General features: G+C 57.5%; 15 protein-coding genes. 11 read left to right on the plus strand and 4 right to left on the minus strand.

The annotated features are described in order from the left end of the window. Positions 1-240 precede the first annotated feature (240 nt). Positions 241-1,878, minus strand: coding sequence for an alginate export family protein (locus PSR62_RS21850; protein ID WP_274405093.1), 1,638 nt, complete (start codon positions 1,876-1,878; stop codon positions 241-243). A gap of 870 nt (positions 1,879-2,748) precedes the next feature. On the opposite strand from PSR62_RS21850, the gene PSR62_RS21855 reads away from it, so the two are divergent. The 9 genes from PSR62_RS21855 (at position 2,749) to PSR62_RS21895 (ending at position 15,872) form a co-directional block, all read left to right on the plus strand. Continuing rightward, a complete protein-coding gene (locus PSR62_RS21855) occupies positions 2,749-4,164 on the plus strand; it encodes a CmpA/NrtA family ABC transporter substrate-binding protein (RefSeq protein ID WP_443217457.1) in 1,416 nt (471 codons plus the stop codon). A gap of 83 nt (positions 4,165-4,247) precedes the next feature. Beyond that, complete coding sequence (locus PSR62_RS21860; RefSeq protein WP_274405095.1) at positions 4,248-5,363, plus strand: ABC transporter permease; 1,116 nt, start codon at positions 4,248-4,250, stop codon at positions 5,361-5,363. After that, on the plus strand, positions 5,360-6,358 hold the full coding sequence (locus PSR62_RS21865; protein ID WP_338020104.1) for an ABC transporter ATP-binding protein: 999 nt from the start codon (positions 5,360-5,362) through the stop codon (positions 6,356-6,358). Before PSR62_RS21860 ends, PSR62_RS21865 begins: the two co-directional genes overlap by 4 nt. Positions 6,359-6,437: 79 nt before the next feature. Next, positions 6,438-7,283 (plus strand): ABC transporter ATP-binding protein, encoded by an 846-nt coding sequence (locus PSR62_RS21870; RefSeq protein WP_274408277.1) that lies wholly within the window; start codon positions 6,438-6,440, stop codon positions 7,281-7,283. A gap of 12 nt (positions 7,284-7,295) precedes the next feature. After that, positions 7,296-8,231, plus strand: a complete 936-nt coding sequence (locus tag PSR62_RS21875) for a GAF domain-containing protein (RefSeq protein WP_274405097.1) — start codon at positions 7,296-7,298, stop codon at positions 8,229-8,231. A gap of 5 nt (positions 8,232-8,236) precedes the next feature. Then, positions 8,237-10,051 (plus strand): DmsC/YnfH family molybdoenzyme membrane anchor subunit, encoded by a 1,815-nt coding sequence (locus PSR62_RS21880; protein ID WP_274405098.1) that lies wholly within the window; start codon positions 8,237-8,239, stop codon positions 10,049-10,051. Further along, positions 10,048-12,309: a molybdopterin oxidoreductase family protein gene (locus PSR62_RS21885; protein WP_443217318.1), complete on the plus strand. Its 2,262-nt coding sequence runs from the start codon at positions 10,048-10,050 to the stop codon at positions 12,307-12,309. The genes PSR62_RS21880 and PSR62_RS21885 overlap by 4 nt, the downstream gene beginning before the upstream one ends. After that, positions 12,302-14,152: a NirA family protein gene (locus tag PSR62_RS21890; protein ID WP_274405100.1), complete on the plus strand. Its 1,851-nt coding sequence runs from the start codon at positions 12,302-12,304 to the stop codon at positions 14,150-14,152. Before PSR62_RS21885 ends, PSR62_RS21890 begins: the two co-directional genes overlap by 8 nt. A gap of 100 nt (positions 14,153-14,252) precedes the next feature. Continuing rightward, positions 14,253-15,872, plus strand: coding sequence for a sulfite reductase subunit alpha (locus tag PSR62_RS21895; protein WP_274405101.1), 1,620 nt, complete (start codon positions 14,253-14,255; stop codon positions 15,870-15,872). A gap of 316 nt (positions 15,873-16,188) precedes the next feature. Here PSR62_RS21895 and PSR62_RS21900 read toward each other — a convergent pair whose 3' ends face one another. The 3 genes from PSR62_RS21900 to PSR62_RS21910 form a co-directional block, all read right to left on the minus strand. Beyond that, positions 16,189-16,863, minus strand: coding sequence for a hypothetical protein (locus PSR62_RS21900; protein ID WP_338020105.1), 675 nt, complete (start codon positions 16,861-16,863; stop codon positions 16,189-16,191). Beyond that, positions 16,835-17,071 (minus strand): RNA 2'-phosphotransferase, encoded by a 237-nt coding sequence (locus PSR62_RS21905; protein WP_274405103.1) that lies wholly within the window; start codon positions 17,069-17,071, stop codon positions 16,835-16,837. Before PSR62_RS21905 ends, PSR62_RS21900 begins: the two co-directional genes overlap by 29 nt. 110 nt (positions 17,072-17,181) lie before the next feature. Continuing rightward, positions 17,182-20,718 carry an aminotransferase class I/II-fold pyridoxal phosphate-dependent enzyme gene (locus tag PSR62_RS21910; RefSeq protein ID WP_274405104.1) on the minus strand — a complete coding sequence of 1,179 codons (3,537 nt, stop codon included), beginning with the start codon at positions 20,716-20,718 and terminating at the stop codon, positions 17,182-17,184. 392 nt (positions 20,719-21,110) lie between these two features. On the opposite strand from PSR62_RS21910, the gene PSR62_RS21915 reads away from it, so the two are divergent. Both PSR62_RS21915 and PSR62_RS21920 read left to right on the plus strand, forming a co-directional pair. Continuing rightward, entirely contained in the window at positions 21,111-22,421 is a 1,311-nt protein-coding gene (locus PSR62_RS21915) for an NAD(P)/FAD-dependent oxidoreductase (RefSeq protein WP_274405105.1), read from the plus strand. Then, a complete protein-coding gene (locus tag PSR62_RS21920; protein WP_274405106.1) occupies positions 22,421-23,077 on the plus strand; it encodes an HAD family hydrolase in 657 nt (218 codons plus the stop codon). The genes PSR62_RS21915 and PSR62_RS21920 overlap by 1 nt, the downstream gene beginning before the upstream one ends. The last annotated feature ends 42 nt before the right edge of the window (positions 23,078-23,119 follow it).

Genomic DNA, 23,119 nt, shown 5'->3' on the forward strand with positions numbered 1-23,119 from the left:
GTCATCGAGCGCATGCTTGCGTCGCAACCGAGAGAACCGTCCAGGCAAAAGAAAATCGCTCGATGTGAGACACATCGAGCGATCAAGTTGTAGTTCCGCTTCCAGAGACGTGGCTCAAGCAGGTACGCAGGAATGATTGGGTTTCACCTTGTGAGCCGTTTGGGCGTTAGCCCCGGTTTTGCGTGGGAACCGTGGCTAACGCCAGACGGCTCACATACCCGATGACACCTCCGTACCTGCTTAGAATCGCGTCTGATACTGGAAGTAGAAGAAGTCAGCGTCCAAGTTTTGCACTCCGGCCGTCGTGCTGTAGTACTTGCCTGAATTGAAGTGCGAGTACCCGATCAAAGCACTGTTGCGAGGGTTCAATGCAACTTGGAACAGGACATCAATCTCGTGTCCCAGTTCACGATCGCCGGCCGTGTTGCCGGGATTGGACGGGTTCATCACCACGTTGAACGGAGTGGTTTTCTCGTCCAACATGAAGTAGTGATACCACAGAACCAGTTTGACCTTCTCGCCAAAGAACGGCGTGACGAACTGAGCATTGATGTCGTGGATGTTACGACGACCAAACAAGTCCATGAATCCCAAGTACTTGTGAGCCAGCGGGAACATGTGATCGAAACCATCGCCACCGCGAAGTTCATCGTCACCACCGGAAGCGTAGTCGTACCACATCCAGAACGTTGGTTTCCAATCGTTCGTCATCGCGACTTGACGTCCCAGGCCTCCGGTGAAGAACCCGGCGCTGTGGTCGGTTCCATCGCTGTTGGTCCCAAACTGGGTGCCGCCTTCATACTCATACAACCAGTTCGAACCAGTCTTGCCAACAATGCGACTGCCAATCGTGTGGTAGTCGAAATTGTTCGCGTCGTCGTTCAAACCGAGGTAGTAGTTTTCCCACTGTCCCAACCAGGTGTCTTTGCGTGTCATGTAGACACCAAAGAAATCCACGTCGGAATTGGTGGCATCCCAGCGATCGTCGTAAGCAGCGGTCCGCCGGACGGGATTCGTGTAGAACGCCTCCAAAGAACCATCTTGGTTGGCGTAGGTCGCACGCACACCGTCAAACGTGCGACGGGTGTTGGCCCAATCCAATGGCGAGATCAATCGCTGAGCTCCCATCAACAACTCTTGACGTCCGCCGCGGACTGACAAATTGTCCGTCAACTGCGCTTCGAGGAACAGGTTCTGAGCTTCCCCGCGGTTCTCCTCGATTGGACGACTGGCGAACGTCTCGCCGCCGGAATCAGCGTACAAGTACTCACCGTAGAACCGGACGTTCTCGGACAAATGCCAGTTCGCGAACATCCGATAGCGAGTCAACCAAAAGTTATCGTCGTTGCCGGTGATCCCCAAGCCACGGTGATTGTTCTCACTGTGATAGCGAACTCGTGCTTCGCCACCAACGTCCAAGGTCCCGTCCAACATTCCCTTCAGCGAATCGCCAAAGAAGGACGGTCCGTCGTAGCAGGGATCATCCAAGTAGCTGAAGTCGTTGGCGTAGAAGACGCCTTGGTAGGCACCTTTCATTTTTGCCGTCGCGGCTTCTTTCTTTTTCTTCGTGCAGCGTCCGTTTGCACAGCAGGTGCAGGGCGCTGAGTAGGAAGCGTAGGCGTCCGAGTAGGCGGACGAGTCCACCACAGGATCCGCGATCTGCGATTGCGGTTCCACAATCGAAGTATTCGCGGGCGCTTCGCTCGACGCAGTTGGGGATGGGCCGGGATCGGTCAGCGCCCCCGAGTCCTGTTGAAAGACCAGGACTTCCACCGGCTCGAGACCGGAAGAGTCCTGAGCATGAACGTGAGTTGAAATGGCCGCGGTTGCGACCGCGATCGCACTCAAAAGACGGCGCTTCCAGTGGCGTTTGGACATCGAGTTGTTTCTCCATCATGGAGTTGATTGAAAGTTCGGATCATCCGGATCGTGCACTGGATCGTCCTCGTTTCTTCCGCCTGGAGAAAAAGGAACGGCAATGAGTTCAGAGATGATTCGGAATCAACATCCGGGCCTGCAGAACGATCCTTTTTGGCTATCGGCGCATTCAAAGTGACGCTGCATCGCCAAACCCGAGGTGGCTCAAGATGCACCCTCGCTGGACATGCTCAATCGGCGCAACGCTCAAACTCACCGATGTCGGAGGTCCGACCAGCGCTGCTGACGGTTCCTGGCAGACCGCATCCCCGATGCATTCGAAGGGTTCAAGAATCGGCATCCTCTGGAACGTCTCACGACTCTTCGCCAGACCTGATCGGAGCCTCCGGTCCTGCTGCCCAATCAACAGGCAGGCCACCCATTGGGGTGCTGAATCATTGGGCACCCCCAACAACCCAAGAGATTTCCAACGCAGCCCGCAAACCCCGAAAGAGCCACAACACGCCCTTGCAAGGCACCCACCGACCTCTCAGGCACCCTTCCGACCGCAGCCTCATTTCGCACCCGTGCAGATGGCATGACGGTTGCGAACTGCAAAAGCTGCATCACCGACGCCACTTTATTGCACACGGTCATCAGCTCTCTTCTCGACGGATAGTTTTCCTCATGCCTCTTTGCCCTTCCGGCTTTTGCCTTGAATCGGAAAGCACCCCGTTTATTTCATCGGATTCGCCCCCGTCCACTCGAAGCGGACAAACTCAGGACCAACAAGCTCCCCGTTTCCAACGTGCCACCGGATCGCTGCCGGCAACCGTTGCCGGCAAGATCAATCAGCTCCTGGCTCTCGGCTGCATTGCCCTGGTTGGACTGATGACCGGTTGCAGTGATTCCACGATCACGCTGGCCGATCTGGAAGCCGCCGCATCCAAGGTGGACATCAGCAAGATCGAAGTCAGTGTCGATCCAACAGCCACCGCTGAGATGCTGGATTTGGAGAAGTCTGACCTGACCTTCGGGTTCATCAAACTGACCGATTGTGCCCCCTTGGTGATCGCGAAGGAGATGGGCTACTTCGATGATGAAGGCCTGAACGTGACGCTCGAAACCCAGTCAAACTGGAAGATCCTGCTCGACAATGTCATCAACGGGCAACTCGACGGAGCTCACATGTTGGCCGGCCAACCCATCGGTGCCACGATCGGTGTTGGGACCAAGTCGCCGATCGTGACCGCCTACAGCCTGGATTACAACGGCAACGGGATCACGGTCAGCAACGAAGTCTGGGCCCAGATGCAGGAGAACGATCCCGCCCTCCAAAGCCCGACCCCCAAGCACCCCATCAGTGCAGCCAGCCTGAAGCCAATCGTTGACGAATACCTGCAGGATGCCGGTGAACCGTTCCCAATGGGAATGGTGTTCCCTGTCAGCACTCACAACTACGAGATTCGATATTGGTTGGCCGCGTCGGGGATCCACCCCGGCATGTACACCGAATCGGACATCAAAGGCTTCACCGACGCGCAAGTCAAATTGTCGACGGTTCCGCCACCGCAAATGCCACAGAACCTCGAAGCTGACATCGTCAAAGGTTACTGCGTTGGCGAACCATGGAATCAAAAGGCGGTCGTGACTGGCATCGGGGTCCCCGTCATCACCAACTACGACATCTGGAAGAACAACCCGGAAAAGGTTTTCGGCGTCGCGGAATCGTGGGCGGAGGAACATCCACAAACTCACCTGGCTGTGATCAAGGCCTTGATTCGAGCCGGCAAATGGCTGGATGCGACCGACGCGACAGGCAAACTGATCAACCGAGAAGAAGCCGTCGACATCCTCAGCCGCAAGGATTACGTCGGAGCGGAAAAGGAAGTGATCAGCAACTCAATGATGGGCACGTTCGTCTTTCAATCAACCGACGTTCGCGAAATGCCCGACTTCAACGTGTTCTTCAAACACGAAGCCAGCTACCCGCACTACAGCGACGCGATTTGGTTCCTGACTCAAATGCGACGCTGGGGACAAATCACCGAATCGAAACCGGCCAGTTGGTACGCCGAGACGGCCAAACAGGTCTACCGCCCCGAGATCTACCGCCAGGCTGCTGAGCTGTTGATCAGCGAGGGCAAGCTGGATCCGAATGAGATCCCGGCTCCTGACTACGACGGTTACCGAGCGGTCACGACCGAGTTCATCGACGGGAACCAGTACGACGCGAAAGATCCGATTGGCTACATCAACAGCTTTGAAATTGGCAACAAGGACGACGAGTCCTTGGCAAAAAAATAGCCACGACATTCGGGCCCTCACGAGCCCACATCGAATCCCCTCATTGCATTCAATCTTTCACCATTTTTTGGACGTATCCTCTGATGAATTGGCGTGGCAATCTTCTCCGTTTTTGCGATGTGGCCGGACTTCCAATTCTCGAACCGTTTGTTCGCTTGGCAGCAGGCGAGGACAAACGCGAACAGTGCATTGGGATCGCCAAGTTCATCCTGCTGCCGATCGGTGCGGTGTGTGTGTTCCTGATGCTATGGGCGGGGGCTGCCTCCACGGTGGTGACCGACAGCGCCAAACTTCCCAGCCCCCAAGCGACTTGGTCGGCGGGCAAACAACTGATTGCCATGCACTACGACCAACGTGCCGCTGACAAAGCTGCCAAGCAAGAGAAGCTGATCGAAGCCGTTCAGCTCGTGGCCGAAGCCAACGCTTACACCGCCGCGGCGACCAACGCCTCGGGTGACACGCAAACGCTGCTCGAAGACAAATCAATGGCACTGAAGAAGCGTGCCCTCGCCGCCGCCAACTTCACCCCCTCGAGTGCTCCGACATTCATCGACCAAATCTGGACGAGTGTCAAAACGGTGTTCTTCGGTTTCTTCTTGGCAACCATTGTTGCCGTGCCGGTGGGCGTGCTCTGCGGGATGAGCCCGTGGTTCAACGCGGCGATGACGCCGTTCATTCAGATCTTCAAACCGGTCAGCCCGCTGGCTTGGTTGCCTTTGGCGTTCATCGTCATCATGTGGTACTACGCCGGCTACGCCAGCGGCGAAACGTTTTTCAACAAAGCCTTTCTGATCTCAGCGTCGACGGTTTGCCTGTGCTCGCTGTGGCCCACGTTGGTCAACACCACGCTTGGTGTCGCCAGTGTCGACAAAGATTTCATCAATGTCGCTGACGTGCTTCGTCTTTCATGGTGGCAACGTCTGACCAAGATCATCTTGCCCGCCAGTTTGCCACTGATGTTCGCTGGCATGCGAATCAGCTTGGGGGTGGGTTGGATGGTTTTGATTGCCGCCGACATGCTCGCTCAAAACCCTGGCCTTGGAAAGTTCGTCTGGGATGAATTCCAAAACGGCAGTGAGCTGACCTACGCACGAATCGCGTTCAGTGTGATCGTGATCGGAATGATCGGATTGGTCTTGGATCGCATCATGATCTTCTTCCGCAACCTGGTCAGCTTCGGCAATCCTTCGCCCGTTTGAATCTGGATGTCACGTTTTTTCCGCTCCTCTCATCCAGCCGTGCCAACATGAGCTTCGTTCTCGAATCGACGCCCCAGACCGACCGTCGTGTCATCTCGTCAGCTCCCCAGCCGATCATGCAAATGCGTGGCGTTTGCAAAGGGTACGGAAGTGGCGTGACACGAAACGAAGTCCTGCAGAACATCAACCTCAACATTCGCGAGGGCGAGTTTTTGGCGGTGGTGGGTTTCAGCGGCAGTGGCAAAACGACGTTCACGCAGTTGTTGGCCGGATTGATCGCTCCTGACCAAGGCACGATCACGATGGATGACGAGCCGATCAAGGGCCCATCCCCCGACCGCGGCATGGTGTTCCAGAATTATTCGCTGCTGCCATGGCTGACCGTCCGAGGGAACATCGCCTTGTCGGTCAACGCCGTTTTCAAAGGATGGTCACGAGAACAACGACGCGAACACGTCGAAAAGTTCATCGACATGGTGGGACTCAGCCACGCAGCGCATCGCCGGCCTCACGAGTTGTCTGGCGGGATGCGTCAACGAACCAGTCTGGCAAGGACCTTGGCATTGAAACCGAAAGTTCTGCTGCTCGACGAACCGCTCTCCGCACTCGACGCACTGACACGCGGTCAACTCGGTGACGAGATCCTGAAGATCTGGGGCGAGGAAAAACAGACGTGCGTGATGATCACCAACGATGTGGACGAAGCGATCCTGGTCGCCGACCGAATCGTGCCGTTGAACCCTGGCCCGAATGCTTCGCTGGGCCCCGTGTTCACCGTGGGCATCGATCGACCTCGCAACAAAACCGAACTCAACGAAAACGATGAGTTCAAAGGACTGCGAAACGCCGTCACGAACTACTTGGTCGCGGTACGTCAAAAGGCCCGGCGTGATGAATTGGCGGCCAACCCGACCCAAGCCTTCCACTTGCCTGACATTGAGCCCGCTGATTTGTCGCGTCCCTCGCGAGCTGTCTTCAACACCGGCCCTCGCTAGAGGCCCCGCGTTTCGACGGCCCGTGTTTCAGACTCCCGGATTCCCAACACTTTCCACCTTCCAACTCAGTGCACCGAACATGCGTGGCTACGTTGAAATGTTTCGTCTCGGCAAGACTTACGACACCCACAATGGGCCCGTCGTCATTGTCGAGGAATTCGATCTCAACCTTGAAAAGGGAGAGTACGTCTCGCTGCTCGGTCACTCTGGTTGTGGCAAGAGCACCGTGCTGACGATGGTCGCTGGACTCAACCCCATCACCAGCGGTGGCGTTGCCATTGACGGTCGAGAAATCGACGGCCCGGGTCCCGACCGTGGGGTCGTGTTCCAGTCGCCCTGTTTGATGCCGTGGATGACCGCGCTCGAAAACGTGATGCTCGGCGTGAATCAGGTGTACCTGCAAGCCAGCAAAAAGGACCGTCGTGATTTGGCGTCCTACTATCTCAACCTGGTCGGACTGGGCAGCAACCTGCACAAGCGAGCCAAGGACCTCAGCCAAGGCATGCAGCAACGTGTTGGGATTGCCAGAGCGTTTGCACTGCGTCCCAAAATGCTGCTGCTCGATGAACCGTTTGGCATGCTGGATTCGCTCACGCGGATGGAACTTCAAGAAATCCTTCTCGAGATCCTGATCCGCGACAAAGTCACCACGGTGATGGTCACCCACGATGTCGACGAAGCACTCTTCATGAGTGATCGCGTGGTGATGATGACCAACGGTCCCCGCGCCAAAGTCGGGGCAATCTTCAGCTTGCCGTTCGACCGCCCTCGAGTTCGCGCCGACGTGCTCGATCATCCCGAGTACTACGACTTTCGCGGCAAGATGATTCAGTTCCTGGAAGACCAGGACCACAAGAAGCTGAGGGCCGACGCGGAAAAACGTGCCAGGGCCCAAGCAGAACTCGCAACCGCCGATGCCACCTAAAGGGTTGCCAACATGACTTCAATCTCGATCTCAGTACCATCCAACGCCACCATCACTTTGCGTCACTCATTGCCGCCGCTCGCCGTTTCCGATCCGTGCCATCTGCAAGGCGTTCATGTCTGCGATGTCATTGCCCCGGGCGACTTTTCTGCCGATTGCGATGCCAATGCGTTGCCGATCGCAAAGCGATGCCTGGAAGAGGCTGACGCGGTGGTGGTGCAAGAACCATCGTTGTTGCCCTCGGAGGCAGCCGCAGCGATGGCGATTCCCGTTCATTGCGGAGGCGTCATTCAGTCCGTCGTTGTCTTGTTCGCGAAATTGCCGACTGAGTCCCTTCCCGATCCAGTCGGCGTGTTCGAAGTCTGGCGTCCCGTCGGCAAATACGATGAAGTCGCACTGCGAGAAGGCTACTACGGCAAACTCGAGCGATTCCAAAACGTCAGCTCCTTTGTGCGTTTTGAAAAGGGCAACGGACTTCCCGGCGTCGCTTGGGATCAGAGCCGAGCACTCGCGCAAGACGACCTCGCCAACCACATGGGTTTCCTGCGGGCGGCGGGCGCGTCCGCGGATTTACTCAACTCGGCAGTTGGGCTGCCCGTCTTCGCCGACCAATACCTTTCCACCGCCGTCCTGATTCAATCCCAACGCTCCCCGATGGCTCGTGCGATCGAAGTTTGGAACGTCGACGGCAACGAATGTGAATTGACCAGCCAAGCGTATGGGGAAGTCGAACAAGCCTTTCGACTTCCGCCTGCCACACGAATTCCCTTGACGACCGGAATCCTCGGATTGGTGGCCGAGCATCAACGCGTTGTGTTGCTCGAGGACATGGAAGCGTTGCTGCTCACCCGTCCTGCTGATCGGGCGTTGCCATGCCCAACCGCTGGACTCGCGATCCCATTTTTTGAGGGCACTGACCTCAGCTCCATCACCGTTTTGATGTTCTGATTCTCATGTCCAGTCTTCTCCCCACCGAACCGAACTTCGCTCCACCCGTTGGCGCTGCCCCAGGCGTCCTGCCAACGCCGGGGTTGCCCCTTGACGGGCAAGGCGACTCGTTCGATTTGGTCAGCATGTTGCTGAACGAACAACAAACGTTGACCGCCGTCGAGGATTTTGCGGCCGCACATGAATCCGGCCTTGCCGAAGAACAGATGGTGGCCCCACCGGCAGGTCAGCCCGCCCAGGCTCGCTACTATTCCAAGCTGATGCCCGCCAGCCCACCGGGTCCAGGGCAGCAGCTTGCCTTTGACGTCAACCTCGACACCTGCAGTGGCTGCAAGGCCTGCGTGGTGGCCTGTCACACGATGAACGGCTTGGACGAAACGGAAAGCTGGCGTCGCGTTGGCACGCTGGTCATCGGCGAAACCGAAACGGCAAAAGAAACCGCACCGATCCCGGCCGCGATTGGTGTGCAACACATCACCACCGCCTGCCACCACTGCGAGGACCCAGGTTGCCTCAACGGTTGTCCGGTCAAGGCCTACGACAAAGACCCCGAAACAGGAATCGTTCGCCACCTCGACGATCAATGCATTGGGTGCAAGTACTGCACGATGATGTGTCCTTACGAAGTCCCCAAGTACAGCAAACGTTTGGGCATCGTTCGCAAGTGTGACATGTGCCAGCAAAGGCTGGCGACCGGCGAAGCTCCCGCGTGTGTGCAATCCTGCCCGAACGAAGCCATCGCGATTCGAGTGGTTGATCAACAGATCCAAGGTGCAATGCCCGAGGATCGCTTGGTCAGCGGGGCCCCCCTGTCATCGATCACACGTCCCACCACCGTCTACCACAGCGAAGATCCAAGCAAACGATTGCAGGGCCACGCCCAAGACCGCGGGATTGATCATCCCGCTGAAGACCACTGGCCGCTGGCCGCCCTGCTGATCGCCACTCAAGTCGGGGTGGGCATGCTGTTGACCGAACGCGTGCTGGCGGCGATCGGATGGTTGGCCGGTTCCGCCATGCCAACGGAGACGACTCGGTGGACAGCCACCGTTGCCTTGGTGATCTCCATGGTGGGTATGAACTTGGCTCCACTGCACCTCGGCCAACCGCTGCGATCCTGGCGCGTCTTCCTGGGACTCCGAACATCGTGGCTCAGCCGCGAAGCCGTGTTGCTGGGCAAATTCGTGGGGATCCTGACCTTGGCCGTCGTCACGATGTGGTTGCCTGCGGTCGCTCAATACCTGCCGACCTGGGTTTCCATTCCCGCCTGGGTCCCCGGCATGATGTTGCTGGGAGCGATTGTCTTTGGCATCGCCGGTTTGTTGAGCAGCGCCATGATCTACATCGCCACCCGACGCATCCTTTGGCGTTTTGATCGCACGATGATCCGGTTCCTGGGTACCGCAGCGATCGGTGGCATGGCGACCAGCGCGTTGCTGATCGCCGCGACAACCCAACAACCAACCTCCGTCACTCTTTTGCTCGCCCTGACCACGTTCGCATTGAGCGCGAAGTTGGCTTGGGAACAAAGCATTTTGCTTCGCCGCCAACCGGGCAACACCGACGATTCTTGGGATCGACGGAGCCAACGACTGGTCCGGCATCACCTGGCCAAGTGGAGCCTGGGACGACTCGCGTTGGGCTGGACCAGCGTGACCCTGCTGGTCCTTTCAATCGCCTTGGCACTCGCGGGCTCCATGACATGGATGGTGGGCTGCACTCTGGCCGCAACCTTGCTGCTCATCAGCGGCGAGTTCATCGAACGACTGATCTACTTCTCAAGTGTTGTTACCGATCGCATGCCGGGGACCCTCCGATGAGCATCTCAGCAAATGACCTCCCGCGAGGCAAATCAAAAGGTCTCCAACTCCCCGCGCTGTTGCAACGGCGGACGGGCCCGATGACTCGCGAGTTGATCTTGCACCCAGGTGATCACGGCCTGGGAATGACGCATGACTCGATGACCGCGGACACGACCACCACCGCCACCTGTGGCTACTGCGCCACCGGGTGCGGGTTGCGATTGCATTTAAAAGACGGGGAGGCCGTCGGCCTGACTCCCGAAACGACCTACCCGGTCAATCTGGGGATGGCGTGTCCGAAAGGATGGGAAGCTCTGCGTGTCTTGGATTCTCCTGAGCGGGCCACGCAACCGCTGCTTCGTGACCCCAATGGCAAACTGTCATCGATCACGTGGGACGATGCGTTCACCACCTTTTGCGATGGCATGAAAAAGGTCCAAGCCGAACACGGGACCGAATCCGTCGCCTTTTTGTCCACCGGTCAAATCGCCAGTGAAGAAATGGCCTTCCTCGGTGCCCTGGCACGTTTTGGAATGGGGATGCGTCACTGCGACGGGAACACGCGTCAGTGCATGGCCACCGCGGTCACAGCCTACAAAGAGTCCTTTGGATTTGATGCCCCGCCTTACACCTACGACGATTTCGAACAAAGCGATTGTTTGGTTTTCATCGGAGCCAACCCCTGCATCGGGCATCCGATCATGTGGGAACGCGTGCTTCGCAATCCCAACAATCCCGAAATCATCGTCATCGACCCGCGTCGGACCGAAACCGCCGCTGCCGCCACTCAGCACTTGCAAGTGCGACCCAAAAATGACTTGGCGTTGCTGTACGCGATCACGAACGAGTTGATTGCGAGAGACTTTGTTGACCATGACTTTGTTCAGAACCACACCCAGGGTTTCGAAGAACTTCAACAACACGTCGCTCACTACGACTTGGCAACCGTTTGCGAACAAGCCGGCCTGGCCGTGGACGACGTGTCACATGCGGTGGAAGCGATCGGACGTGGCCGCGCCGTTTCACTTTGGTGGACCATGGGGGTCAACCAGAGTTACCAAGGGACACGGACCGCCCAAGCGATCATCAACATCGCTCTGATCACCGGAAACATCGGACGCCCAGGAACGGGTGCCAACAGCATCACTGGGCAATGCAACGCGATGGGATCGCGATTGTGGAGCAACACGACCAACCTGTTCGGACACCATTCCTACTCCGACGATGCCGATCGCAACAAAGTCGCCGAAGCACTCAACATCCCGGTCGAACAGATTCCAACAACCTCCAGTTGGAAATACGACCGTATCATCGAAGGCATCCGCAACGGCGAAATCAAAGGCTTGTGGGTCGTCGCTACCAATCCAGCCCACAGTTGGATCGACCAAGACGACGTTCGCGAACTGTTTGCAAAACTGGATTTCCTGGTCGTCCAAGACATGTTTCAAACGACCGAAACTTGCTCCCACGCGGATCTGATTTTGCCATCGGCGGGTTGGGGCGAAAAGGAAGGCACGTTCATCAACAGTGAACGCCGCTACGGACTGCTCAAAAAAGTCCGCCATGCTCCCGGCCAAGCCCTCGCCGACTTCCAAATCCTTCGGGGGATCGCGCACCGCTGGGGACTCGGTGACATGTTCGCTGATTGGTCGTCGCCAGAAGCCGTTTTTCAGATCATGCAGCGTGCCAGCCGCGGGCAACCCTGTGACATTTCAGGCATCGATGGCTACGAACAAATTGATCGCTGTGGCGGCATCCAGTGGCCCTGGTCAGCGGATCAGGCCAGCGGCGGTTTTGAGCCGGAACAGCAGCGTCGCTTGTTTGCCGATGGCCAATTTTTTCACGACGACAACCGAGCTCGCCTGATTGTCGACGAAATCACACCGATGCCTGAACCGGCGGACGGTCACTACCCCGTCGTGTTGCTCACCGGTCGAGGCACGGTCAGTCAGTGGCACACACAAACCCGAACACGGCAAAGCCCACTGCTTCGGTCCCTGTATCCCAACCAACCGTACGTCGAGATGCATCCCCGCGACGCGGAGGAACTCGCCATCGAACACGGCGATCTTGTTCGCGTTCGATCTCGACGCGGTCATGCCGACGTGACCGCGTGCTTGACCCACTCGGTCCAGCCCGGACAAGCCTTCATGCCGATGCACTACGAGTGCACCAACCGGCTCACCCTTTCTCACTTTGACCCACACAGTGGCCAACCCAGCTACAAGGATTGTGCGGTCCGAATCGATCCCGTTTTGACGAGCGACCATGACTGATCAACAGGACTCCCAACCGTTTTCGGACGAACAACAGCAATACCTCGCTGGCTTCACCTTCGGCGCCGATGTGGCTCGCGCCGTCCAAGGCCTGCCTGTCGTCTCGGGCTCGGGCGGAAAAGGCACGACGCTAGCAATCGGCGGAAAACCAACGACGGTGGATGGCAAAACAATGCCCTCAGGGCCCGACCGGTTTGCCTTCGAAGCTCAATCGGCAGTCCTTGCATCCGGGAAAAAGCTTTCGAAAGAGGAACAAGCCAAACGCGAGAAAAACCCACTGGATCTCTGGGATGAAATGCAAGCTCGCTGCGATGCGGGGGAGTTCCCCAAGGGCACCGATGTGTTCCTGCAAAAGTTCCACGGGCTGTTCTTTGTCGCCCCGGCACAAGACAGTTTCATGTGCCGGTTGCGACTTCCCGGCGGTCAAATCCAAGCCTGGCAATTGCGGGGCCTAGCCGACCTGGCAGACCAATCGGCGGGGCCGTACCTGGACCTGACCACACGCGGCAACGTGCAGTTGCGAGAGATCCCCGCCGCCCAAGCGATGAACATTTTATTCGGGACTCGTGAACTGAACATCGTGCCGCTGGGCAGCGGTGGCGACAACATCCGCAACTGCACCAGCAGCGCCCTGTCCGGGTTGGATGCCGATGAACTGATCGAGACTCTGCCGCTCGCCAAACGCATGCACCACTACATCCTCAACCATCGAGAGATGCACGGGTTGCCTCGGAAATTCAACATTGCCTTCGAAGGCGGCGGCCGGATCGCTTCCCTGGAAGACACCAACGACATCGGCTTCAAAGCCGTTCGCGTGCTCGAGGAAAACGCATCGGACGACTTGCCCGCGGGGGTTTACTTCCAACTTTGCTTGGGTGGTATCACCGGGCACAAAGACTTCGCTCGCTACACCGGTGTGCTGCTTCGCGACAGTGAATGTGTTGCGGTCGCTGCCGCGATCGTTCGCGTCTTCATTCGCACGGGTGACCGGACCGACCGCAAGAAAGCTCGCCTGAAGTATGTGCTCGATGAGCTAGGATTCGAGAAATTCATCGCGGAGGTCGAGACCGAAATGGGCCAGACGCTGACCAAGGTCGACGTGAATCGCTTGACCGTCCAAGACATCGAGGACCGCAGTGCTCACGTCGGTGTGTTTGCTCAGAAACAACCCGGTTTGAATTCCATCGGGGTCGTCTTTCCCGTTGGCCGAATGACGACCGACCAAGCTCGTGCACTCGCGGATTTGTCACTCCGCTATTCCAACGGCGACATTCGCCTGACCGTCTGGCAAAACCTGATCCTGACCAACATCGCCGACGATGATTTGACTGCCGTCCAAGCCGGAATTCGCGAGTGTGGACTCGACTACGAAGCCAACTCGATTCGCGCCGGATTGGTCGCCTGCACAGGCAGCGCGGGTTGCAAATTTGCCGGGGCACCGACCAAGGCCAACGCAATGCAGATCGCCGAACACGTGGAAAGCATGTTGACACTGGACCAACCCATCAACATTCACCTGACCGGCTGTCACCACAGTTGTGCTCAGCACTACATCGGCGATATCGGACTGATCGCCTGCCAAGTCGAAGTCGGTGAAGACATGGTCGATGGCTATCACGTCTGCCTCGGCGGGGGCTGGGGTTCACGCCAAGGAATCGCTCGCGAAATCTATTCGTCGATCCCGTTCACAGATATCCCCGCGTTGGTCACCGGCATTCTGTCGAGCTACCAACAACACCGACTCGACGCCAACGAGTCATTCCATCAATTCGCGACCCGGCTCAGTGATGACGAATTGAAGGGCTTGGTGGAACTGCCCACCGAATCGTCCGTCGTCTGCTAACTCGTGAATTCACGCCACGCGAAAACTGTTTTTCGCCAACACGGCACCGACCTCCTCCAGCTTCCACCCACCCTTCGATTCATTCCCAGGATTGATCCCGATGACCAGCTTCATCCCAGAGACCGCCCCCTTCAACGAACAACAACGAGCCTGGCTAAACGGTTTCTTGGCGGGCTGGACCGGGATCACAGAGTCCGTCGATGGGAACGCAGCCACCGCGATGGCTGCCGGACTTCCCTCCGCTGACACGAATGTCAAAGAGGAAGAAGACTTCCCCTGGCATGATGACTCACTGCCCATTGTCGATCGAATGGAACTCGCCGATGGCAAACCACTGGACCGAAAGCTGATGGCTGCAATGGCTCAGCTGAATTGCGGTTCCTGCGGTTACCTCTGCCAAACGTACAGCGAAGCGATCGCGTCGGGCGACGAAAAAAATGTTTCTCTCTGCAGTCCTGGCGGCAAAGAAACGAAACAGATGATCAAAAAGCTTCTGGCCGAAGCGGGTGACAGCGTCCAACCATCCAGCAATGGCAACGGTTCGAATGGCAACGGTTCGAATGGCGCGGCGCTGAATGGTGTCGCCGCCAACGGAGCCGCCGCATGGTCTCGCAAAAATCCCTATTCCGCCAACTTGATCGAGTCCCGCCCGCTCAACCAAGAGGGCTCGGCGAAAGACACCCGGCACGTTGCGATTGACTTGGTCGGTTCAGGAATCAAGTACGAGGTCGGCGACGCCCTGGGAGTCTACCCGACCAACTGCAGTGACTTGTGCATGCAAATTGTGGATCGTTTGGCAACGGACTCGCACGTCAAAGTGGCGACGCCACAAGGCAACACGAAAACTCTGCTCGACGCCCTCCAGGAAGATTGCTGTTTGAAAGACCCAACTGATGAACTGCTGGAACTGCTGGTCGGACGCACGCCCAACACGGACGCGCAAGCAACGCTCAACCACTTGCTCGCCGAAGGGGTTCCCGAAGGTTTTGATGTGCTCGACGTCCTGGAGGTCGCTGGCGGATCAACGATCACCGCGACAGAATTTCTGGAATGCCTCGATCCTCTGAACCCTCGTCTGTATTCCATCGCCAGCAGCATGAAGTCGGTTGGCGACCAAGTCCATTTGACGGTCGGGAAAGTTGTCTACGAACGCGAAGGACGGGTGCGAAAAGGTGTCGCCAGCACGATGTTGGCCGACCGAGTCGACTGTGGCCAAAGCATGCGAGTCTTCGTGCAGCCCAACCATGGTGGTTTCACTGTTCCGGAAAACGATGACACCCCCATGATCATGGTCGGCCCCGGAACCGGGATCGCTCCCTTTGTGGCCTTCATCCAAGAACGGGCCGCTCGCAAAGCTTCCGGTGACAACTGGTTGTTCTTTGGCGATCAACACGAAGCCTTCGACTTCTTGTATGAATCCGAACTGACCGAGCACGTGCATGCCGGTGTGCTCTCGAGGTTGGACACCGCGTTCAGCCGCGACGGCGACACGAAGGTCTACGTCCAAGACAAAATGCGAGAGAACGCCGCGGAACTGTGGGCATGGCTGAACCGTGGTGCGCACTTCTACGTTTGTGGCGACGCAACCCGCATGGCCGCCGATGTGGACCGAGCGCTGCTGCAGATCATCACCCAAGAAGGCGGTATGTCAGAAGACGAAGGCAAAGCCTACTTGAAAACCATGACAAGCGAAAAACGATACGTCCGCGACGTGTATTGATCGTTGGTGTCAGCCGACAGCCGTTAGGCCCGGTATTCGACGTAAGTCTCACTGTGGCGATCCAGGGACGACTCATTGAAAAAGTTAAATTGACAATTGTAAATTGTAAACTTTTGAGCTGAACAATCGATTTCGGTAGCGCGGTGATTTGACACCGCCTTCGAAACTCGCTGTCCGCCTAAAAACACAATATCGAGTGGCGAAGGGTTCTGATACTGAAGCTAATGATTCGCGAACTAAATCACCAAACCAATTTCATCTTTACAATTGTCAATTTAACTTTTTCAATACCCACGCTCCCCAAACGCCCTGTCACCTAAACCTTGCGGAGCAGGTGCATGCCCTCACGCCCTCGATAGGTCAGCAACAACGCGCCGACCGCCCCTCGAGCGTCCACGACGGTTTCGAAGAACTCGTTTTCGCCGGGCCACGGGAACGCAAAGAAGAGGTCGAAGTCTTCGATCTCCAATCCAATCTCGTCGTAGATATCACCTTCTTCGGTGTCGACGTTGCGAACCTCACGAGCGATCTCGGACAACTCATCGACGCCGCGTGGCACGAAGCTTCCACAGTGAATCTGAGCGTCGTTGCGAAGCGAATCAGCGACCTTCTGAGCCTCCGCCACCAATCGCGGTTCAATCTCGATCCCGACCGCTTCCATCCCTCGCAAGGACGCCAGCATCGCGCCGACCGCGAACCCGGCCCCCAGTTCGCAAAAACGGTTCCCCGCCAGCAAATGGTTTTGATCGATCCAAGTCAGCGCTTGATCGAGCAAATGAAAATCGCACGTGACGAAGTTTTCAATCACCGTTTCGTCCGCCAACATGAACGCTTCGATGGCGTCGTTGGTCGAGTCGATCAGGTGCTCCGCGGAATCGTGGTACGGGAGTTGTTTGATCGAATCCGGAATCTCAATTTCCTGCCACGCCATCGCATCGCTCCTGTTGCAAACTCGGTGGCATTCAAAGAACTCGGATGCGTTGACCGTCATCACTCAGCGCGAACATCGGGGGTTCATGCCCCGCGACGACCTGCTGGACTTGTTCAACAGTGATCGATTTCCCGGACTCGTTGGCTTTTGAGACCAGTTCTTCGACGGGGGCGAAGCCGTCTGCGTCCAACGTCAAACCGATGGAATGCGGCTCGTGCCGCAGAATGAAGGTCAGGTACTTGCTGATTCGCGTGAGTCGTTTGTTCATTCCGCCAGTCTAAACACGAATGGTCCATTCGTCGCCGGGGGAAAATCCAGGCGGACCAGATTATCGGTCCATCTGGGATGATTGTGGCGACTTCAACGATGCCGGGACGTTCACCCCGTGCCGCGTAGTGGCGCCGCAGGCGAGTCGCTCAGGTCGTTGTAGTGGTGAGCGGTGCGTTCGACCGTGAAGCGAATTTGCTCTTCGCTGTGTTCGCTGGTGATGAAGAACCGCAGGCGGGCCGCCGACTCATCCACCGCCGGGTACAAAATCGGCTGCACGTTGATCCCATCCTTCTTCAACCGATTGCTCAATCGAAGTGCGACCAAGCTGTTCCCAGTGATCACGGGAACCACTGGGGTTCCGCCACTGTCGCCGGTGTCCAAACCTGCCTCACGGCACAGATTCAGGAACAATTCGCTATTTTGACGCAGTCGCTGAACTCGCTGGGGCTCGCGTTCCAGCACTTCCAACGAAGCGATGGCGGCGGCAACTTGTCCGGGCGGCATGCCAACGCTGAACACAAACCCAGGGGCGGTGTAACGCAGGAGTTCCACCAACGCTTCACTGCCCGCGATGTATCCACCGCACGAGGACGCTGATTTACTGAGGGTGCCCATCCAAATATCGACATCGCGAGCGTTGAAGTCGAAGTGCTCAGCAATCCCGTGACCGGTCGCTCCCATGGTTCCGAAGCTGTGAGCTTCATCGACCATCAGCATGGCGCGGTGACGTTTTTTGACTTCGACAAACTTCGGCACATCGGCGAAATCGCCGTCCATGCTGTAAACGCCTTCGATGATGATCAGCGTTCGACGGTACTGGCCACGCAAGGCGGTCAGCATTTTGTCGAGCGCTTCGTAATCATTGTGCGGGAACGGTCGGCGTTTGGCGCCTGACAACAATGCGCCTTGCACGATGCTGTTGTGCGAAAGTGCGTCGTGCAGGATCAAATCACCGGGTCCGACCAAGTGCCCGATCGTGGTTTCGTTGGTGGAGTGACCGCCGACCATCGTGATGGAACTGTCGACCCCGACCCATTTCGCAATTTTGCGCTCGAGTTCGCCGTGAATCGGTTTCTCACCGCTCACCAAACGACTGGCCGAGACGCTCGTCCCGTACTTCGCGATCGCATCCGAGGCTGCTTTGGAAACCTCCGGATGACCGCTCAGGCCCAAGTAGTTGTAACTGGCAAAACTGATCAACGTTTTGCCATCGACAATCGTTTTGTCGCCGACCACACAGTCATGAACCGTGAAGTACGGGTTGGGCACACCGGTCAATTGCATTTGCCGCATCGTCGATTTCAAACGACGGTACTCGGCAAACTGCGTGACGTCGTCTTCCGGTTCAACCTGAGGTGTTTGCATGACACGAGCGAGCGGACCTTCGCCGTCCGTGCTGGCTTCGCCATTGGCGTTTGTATTGATGAGGTCATCGTCGCCGTCGCGCTGGGTGTCACCCCGCCCCGCCAAAAACTGCTCGGCGCGTCCGAGTGCACCGGCGGGCAGGTAACGTTCCACCGCCGTCGCGATTTGGCCGATCGTTTCAATTTCATCCAGCACTTGCTCGGGGAACCGGCCCCCGAAAGTGCGTTCCAAGTTTCTGGCGATCTCGAGTCGTTCCAAACTATCGAGCCCCAGATCCAGGACGATGTTGGTGTCTGGATGAATTGATCCTGCCCGTTCACCCGCGATCGCTCGGACGTGCGACACAATCGCTTCCGCAACCACGGGATCAGCGACCGAATCCCCCCCCCCCGCGTCCGATGCGGCAGCGGCCTTCATCATGGTTTCGCCAGCCAAACCGGCGTTCTGCAAGGAGGACTCTTCGCCACGAATCCACTGGGCGATGACCTTCAATTCTTTGTCACGAACCGCATGCAAGCAGGCGTGACGTTGGATTTTCCCGCTGCTGGTTTTAGGCACCGAACTGTTGCGGACCAAGTAAATCGCGTCAGGCGGCAAGTCGTGATCTTCGGTCACCGCTCGGCGGATCGACTGCAAATGGTCGTCCCAATCCAAGTCTCGCTTGCGGACCGTTTCGGCCACGATGATTAGTTTTTCGCGACCAGTCTCAGTTTCGTCACTGTCCGCATTCATCGCGAACGCGGCGACCGACCCCGCCTGCACGACGTCGCTGGCGTGTTCAACCGTGGCTTCGATGTCCTGTGGATAACGATTGACGCCACGGACAATGATCATGTCTTTCAGGCGACCGGACACATACAACTGGCCGCCGTACAAGAATCCAAGGTCACCCGTTCGCAGGAACGGGCCTTCGCCTTCCGAAGTCATCGCGGCGAACGTTTTGGTCGATTGCTCGCGACGCTGCCAGTAACCACGACCAACCGAAGGGCTCTGAACCCAAATTTCGCCGATCGCATCGGGAGGCAGCGTTTGCCGCGTGTCAGGGTCCACAATCAACACACGTTCGCTGGGCAACACTCGGCCGCAGCCAACCAGTTCTCGCGTCGCTCGGTTGGAGGCCCCGATCGCCGGTTTGTCCTCGGCGCCCGGTTGCTCATCCTCGGCAGGGGCCACATCCACAGCGGGACGAACCGCTTTTTCATCCAGGGCAGGCCCGTCAAATTGCTGCAGAACGGGACGCGGGGAAACCGGGCCCCCGGTGACGATCAAGGTCGTCTCGGCCATCCCGTAACACGGCAGGTGAGAACTGTGCCGGAATCCGTATTTCCCAAATCGCTGTGTGAATGCATCCAGCGTCGATGAACGAACCGGTTCCGCTCCGTTGAACGCGATTTCCCAAGACGACAGGTCGATGCCTTCGAGTTCTTCGTCGCGAATTTTGTCGACACACAACTGATAGGCAAAGTTGGGGCCGCCGCTGATCGTGACTTGATGCCGCGCGATCGTTTGCAGCCAACGACTCGGCCGCTGCAGGAACGCCATCGGGCTCATCAAAATGTTGTGGCGTCCGACGAACATCGGCATCAGCACGCCGCCGACCAATCCCATGTCGTGGTAAGTCGGCAACCAAGACGCACCAATGATCGTCGATTGCGGTTCGAAACCGTGCAGAATCAATTCACTGTTGGCGATCAAATTGGCTTGCGTCAGCATCACCCCCTTGGGCGATCCCGTCGATCCGGATGTGTATTGCAACACACCGAGCGCTTCGTTGCGAAGTTTCGGGCACCGCCAATGGGTTGCGTCACGTTTGCTGGGGACGTCGGTGCCCAGCAACTGCACACCCACCAAATCTTCGTGCAGTTCGTTGCCCGACAACTGATCCACCACCGACCGAGTCGAAAGCGCCCAACGGGCGTCTGCATCGACAACAATCGAACGGATCCGAGAGGCCTTGCGGTTTCGACGCGGCGGATACGCCGGGACGGCAATCGCACCGGCCGCATGGGTCGCGAACAATCCGATGACGAAATCGAGCCCCGGCGGGTAGAGCAGCAGCACTCGGTCACCGGCACGGATGCCGCAACGACCTTGCAGGTACCCGGCCAGTCCGCGGACCTCTTCCCACAATTCAGCGTAGGACAGCGTTTGGTCGGAGCCTTCCCCGTCGGTGAACGTGAAGGCTGGCGCGTTCGGGCGCACCTGCACCCAGTGCCGCAAAACCGAGACAAAATGGTCGCGAGGAGGCGTTTCGTTTTTGAAATACTGTTGGAGGTCCACCAAATTCAACCTGTTGCAATGATGCCGTCGCAGAACAATCTCGTTCTCTCTTGACCGTACTCTTGGACGCTCCATGACCAGTCATTCGGTGCGGGGAGGCAATCAGTCATTGCCGCAATGATGCACCAACGGGGCTGATCGGCCAAGGGTGACCCCACACAGACGCTCCAGGCTATCCATGAGAGGGGGCCAGATTCGCTGACGTTCTCAGTTCGGATGTCAGTCCGCACGGCATCTCAAGATCGAGTTGCTACCCCGCTATAATGGCGTATTCGAGGTGTTCAACGCCACCTGACATTGGCGAAAAACAACCACGTTGTCTGCCGGGCGACCTTTCAGTTACACCTGAGACTGCCCGATCCCCCTTTTCCGATCGAACTTTCCATTTGCCGATGAGCTTGCCAAACATGAAGGATTTCTACGATTGCGTGGTGATTGGCGGAGGCCCCGCCGGCAGCACAGCCGCTTCGATTGTCGCTGAATCCGGTGCCAGCACGCTGTTGATCGAGCGAGATCCGGTGCCTCGGTTCCACGTCGGCGAATCGCTGATGCCAGAGTGCTACTGGCCCCTGGAACGACTCGGTTTGATCGATCAAGTCAAACGATCAGGCTGGCAGACCAAGAAAAGCGTCCAATTTGTTTCTCATTCCGGAAAAGAATCCGCCCCATTCTTTTTTCGCGAACATGATGAACGTGAGTGCAGCACAACCTGGCAGGTCGAACGCAGCGAATTTGACAAAATGCTGTTTGACCGAGCCTCCGAACTGGGTGCCGACTGCTTTGACCAAACCCGATTGATCGACGTCCAAACCGAACCCGGCGAAAGCCCCGATCAACCTGTGGCCCGCGCCGTGGTCGTCCGAACCGCCGATGGCACCGAACGCACGATTCGCTGCCAAGTTGTCGTCGACGCGACGGGCCAACAGTCGTTCATGGCCGGAAAACTGGGGCTCCGCGAGATCAATCCAGATCTGAAAAAAGCCGCGATTTGGACGTATTACCGCGATGCGGTCCGGGGAGAAGGCGACAACGACGGCGCCACCATCATTCTGTACACCCAATCGCGAGACTCATGGTTCTGGTTCATCCCCCAATCCCGGGGAGTCACCAGTGTTGGATGTGTGGGCGACAACGACTTCCTGCTCAAGGGCCGTGGGACGCCCGAGCAAGTCTTCGAAGAAGAATTGGCCCTGTGCCCCGGCCTGCAGCCACGACTGGCCAATGCGACTCGCGTGGCCAAGATCACCACCGCAAAAGAATTCAGTTACATGACCCGCCGCCACGCCGGCCCAGGCTGGGTGCTGATCGGTGACGCACTGGGTTTCATCGACCCGGTTTACTCCTCCGGTGTGTATTTCGCGTTGGAAATGGGCGTTCGGGCTGGTGACGCGATTGTGGACGGTTTGAAAAAGGACGACCTGTCCGCCGAACAAATCGGAAACTGGACCGAGGATTTCAAAGAGGGGGCGTCGAGGATTCGCGAACTCGTGCACGCTTTTTACAACAAAGATTTCAGCATCGGTCGATTCATGAAGGAACATCCCGAGTACCGCGGCAATGTGACGGACTTGCTGATCGGGCGGGTCTTCCACGAAGATGCGGGCAAAATGTTCCCAGCCCTCGATCGTTCCATCGAAATGGCCCGGGCCAACGCCATGTCCAAATCGGATTCCATGGCTGACACCAAACCCATGTCGACTTAATGCCTCCATCTGAAACTGACGCTGCCTCGCTCCTTCGCCCCGATGATTCCGGCCAATTGCCGCTGGCGTCCGTGATCGCCCACGATTTAACGGGGCGGTACGAAGGATTGATTTTTGACTGCGACGGAACGCTCACCAATTCAATGCCTCTGCACTACCTGGCGTGGCACGAAACGATGACGCGTCACGGCATTGAATTTCCCGAACCGCGGTTCTACGCCATGGGCGGAATGCCCAGCGAAAAGATCATCGAGGTGCTGAGCTCGGAACAAGGCGTGACGATCGATGTCGATCTGGCGACCGAAGAAAAAGAAGCGGCCTTCATCGCTCGCATTCCAGAAGTCGAACGTCTCGCCCATGTCATCGAAATCGCGGAGCGTCACCTTGATCGGATCGCGATGTCCGTGGCCAGCGGCGGAATGCGAGACATCGTCGCCGATCAACTGCGAACCATCGGCGTCGCAGATTGGTTCCCCGTCTTGGTCGGCAGCGAAGACACGGAACTGCACAAACCCGAACCCGATGTGTTCTTGTGTGCTGCGGAACGAATGGGCATCGATCCCAAACGCTGCCTCGTGTTTGAAGACAGCCCACTGGGTTTCGAAGCTGCTCAACGAGCCGGCATGGACTGGGTGGACGTTCGCCTGAACGCCTAACCACTGCAACGACCAGTGATCTCAGACGTTGTCCCATTTCAA

The sequence above is a fragment of the Rhodopirellula sp. P2 genome, assembly GCF_028768465.1.
Taxonomy (GTDB): domain Bacteria; phylum Planctomycetota; class Planctomycetia; order Pirellulales; family Pirellulaceae; genus Rhodopirellula.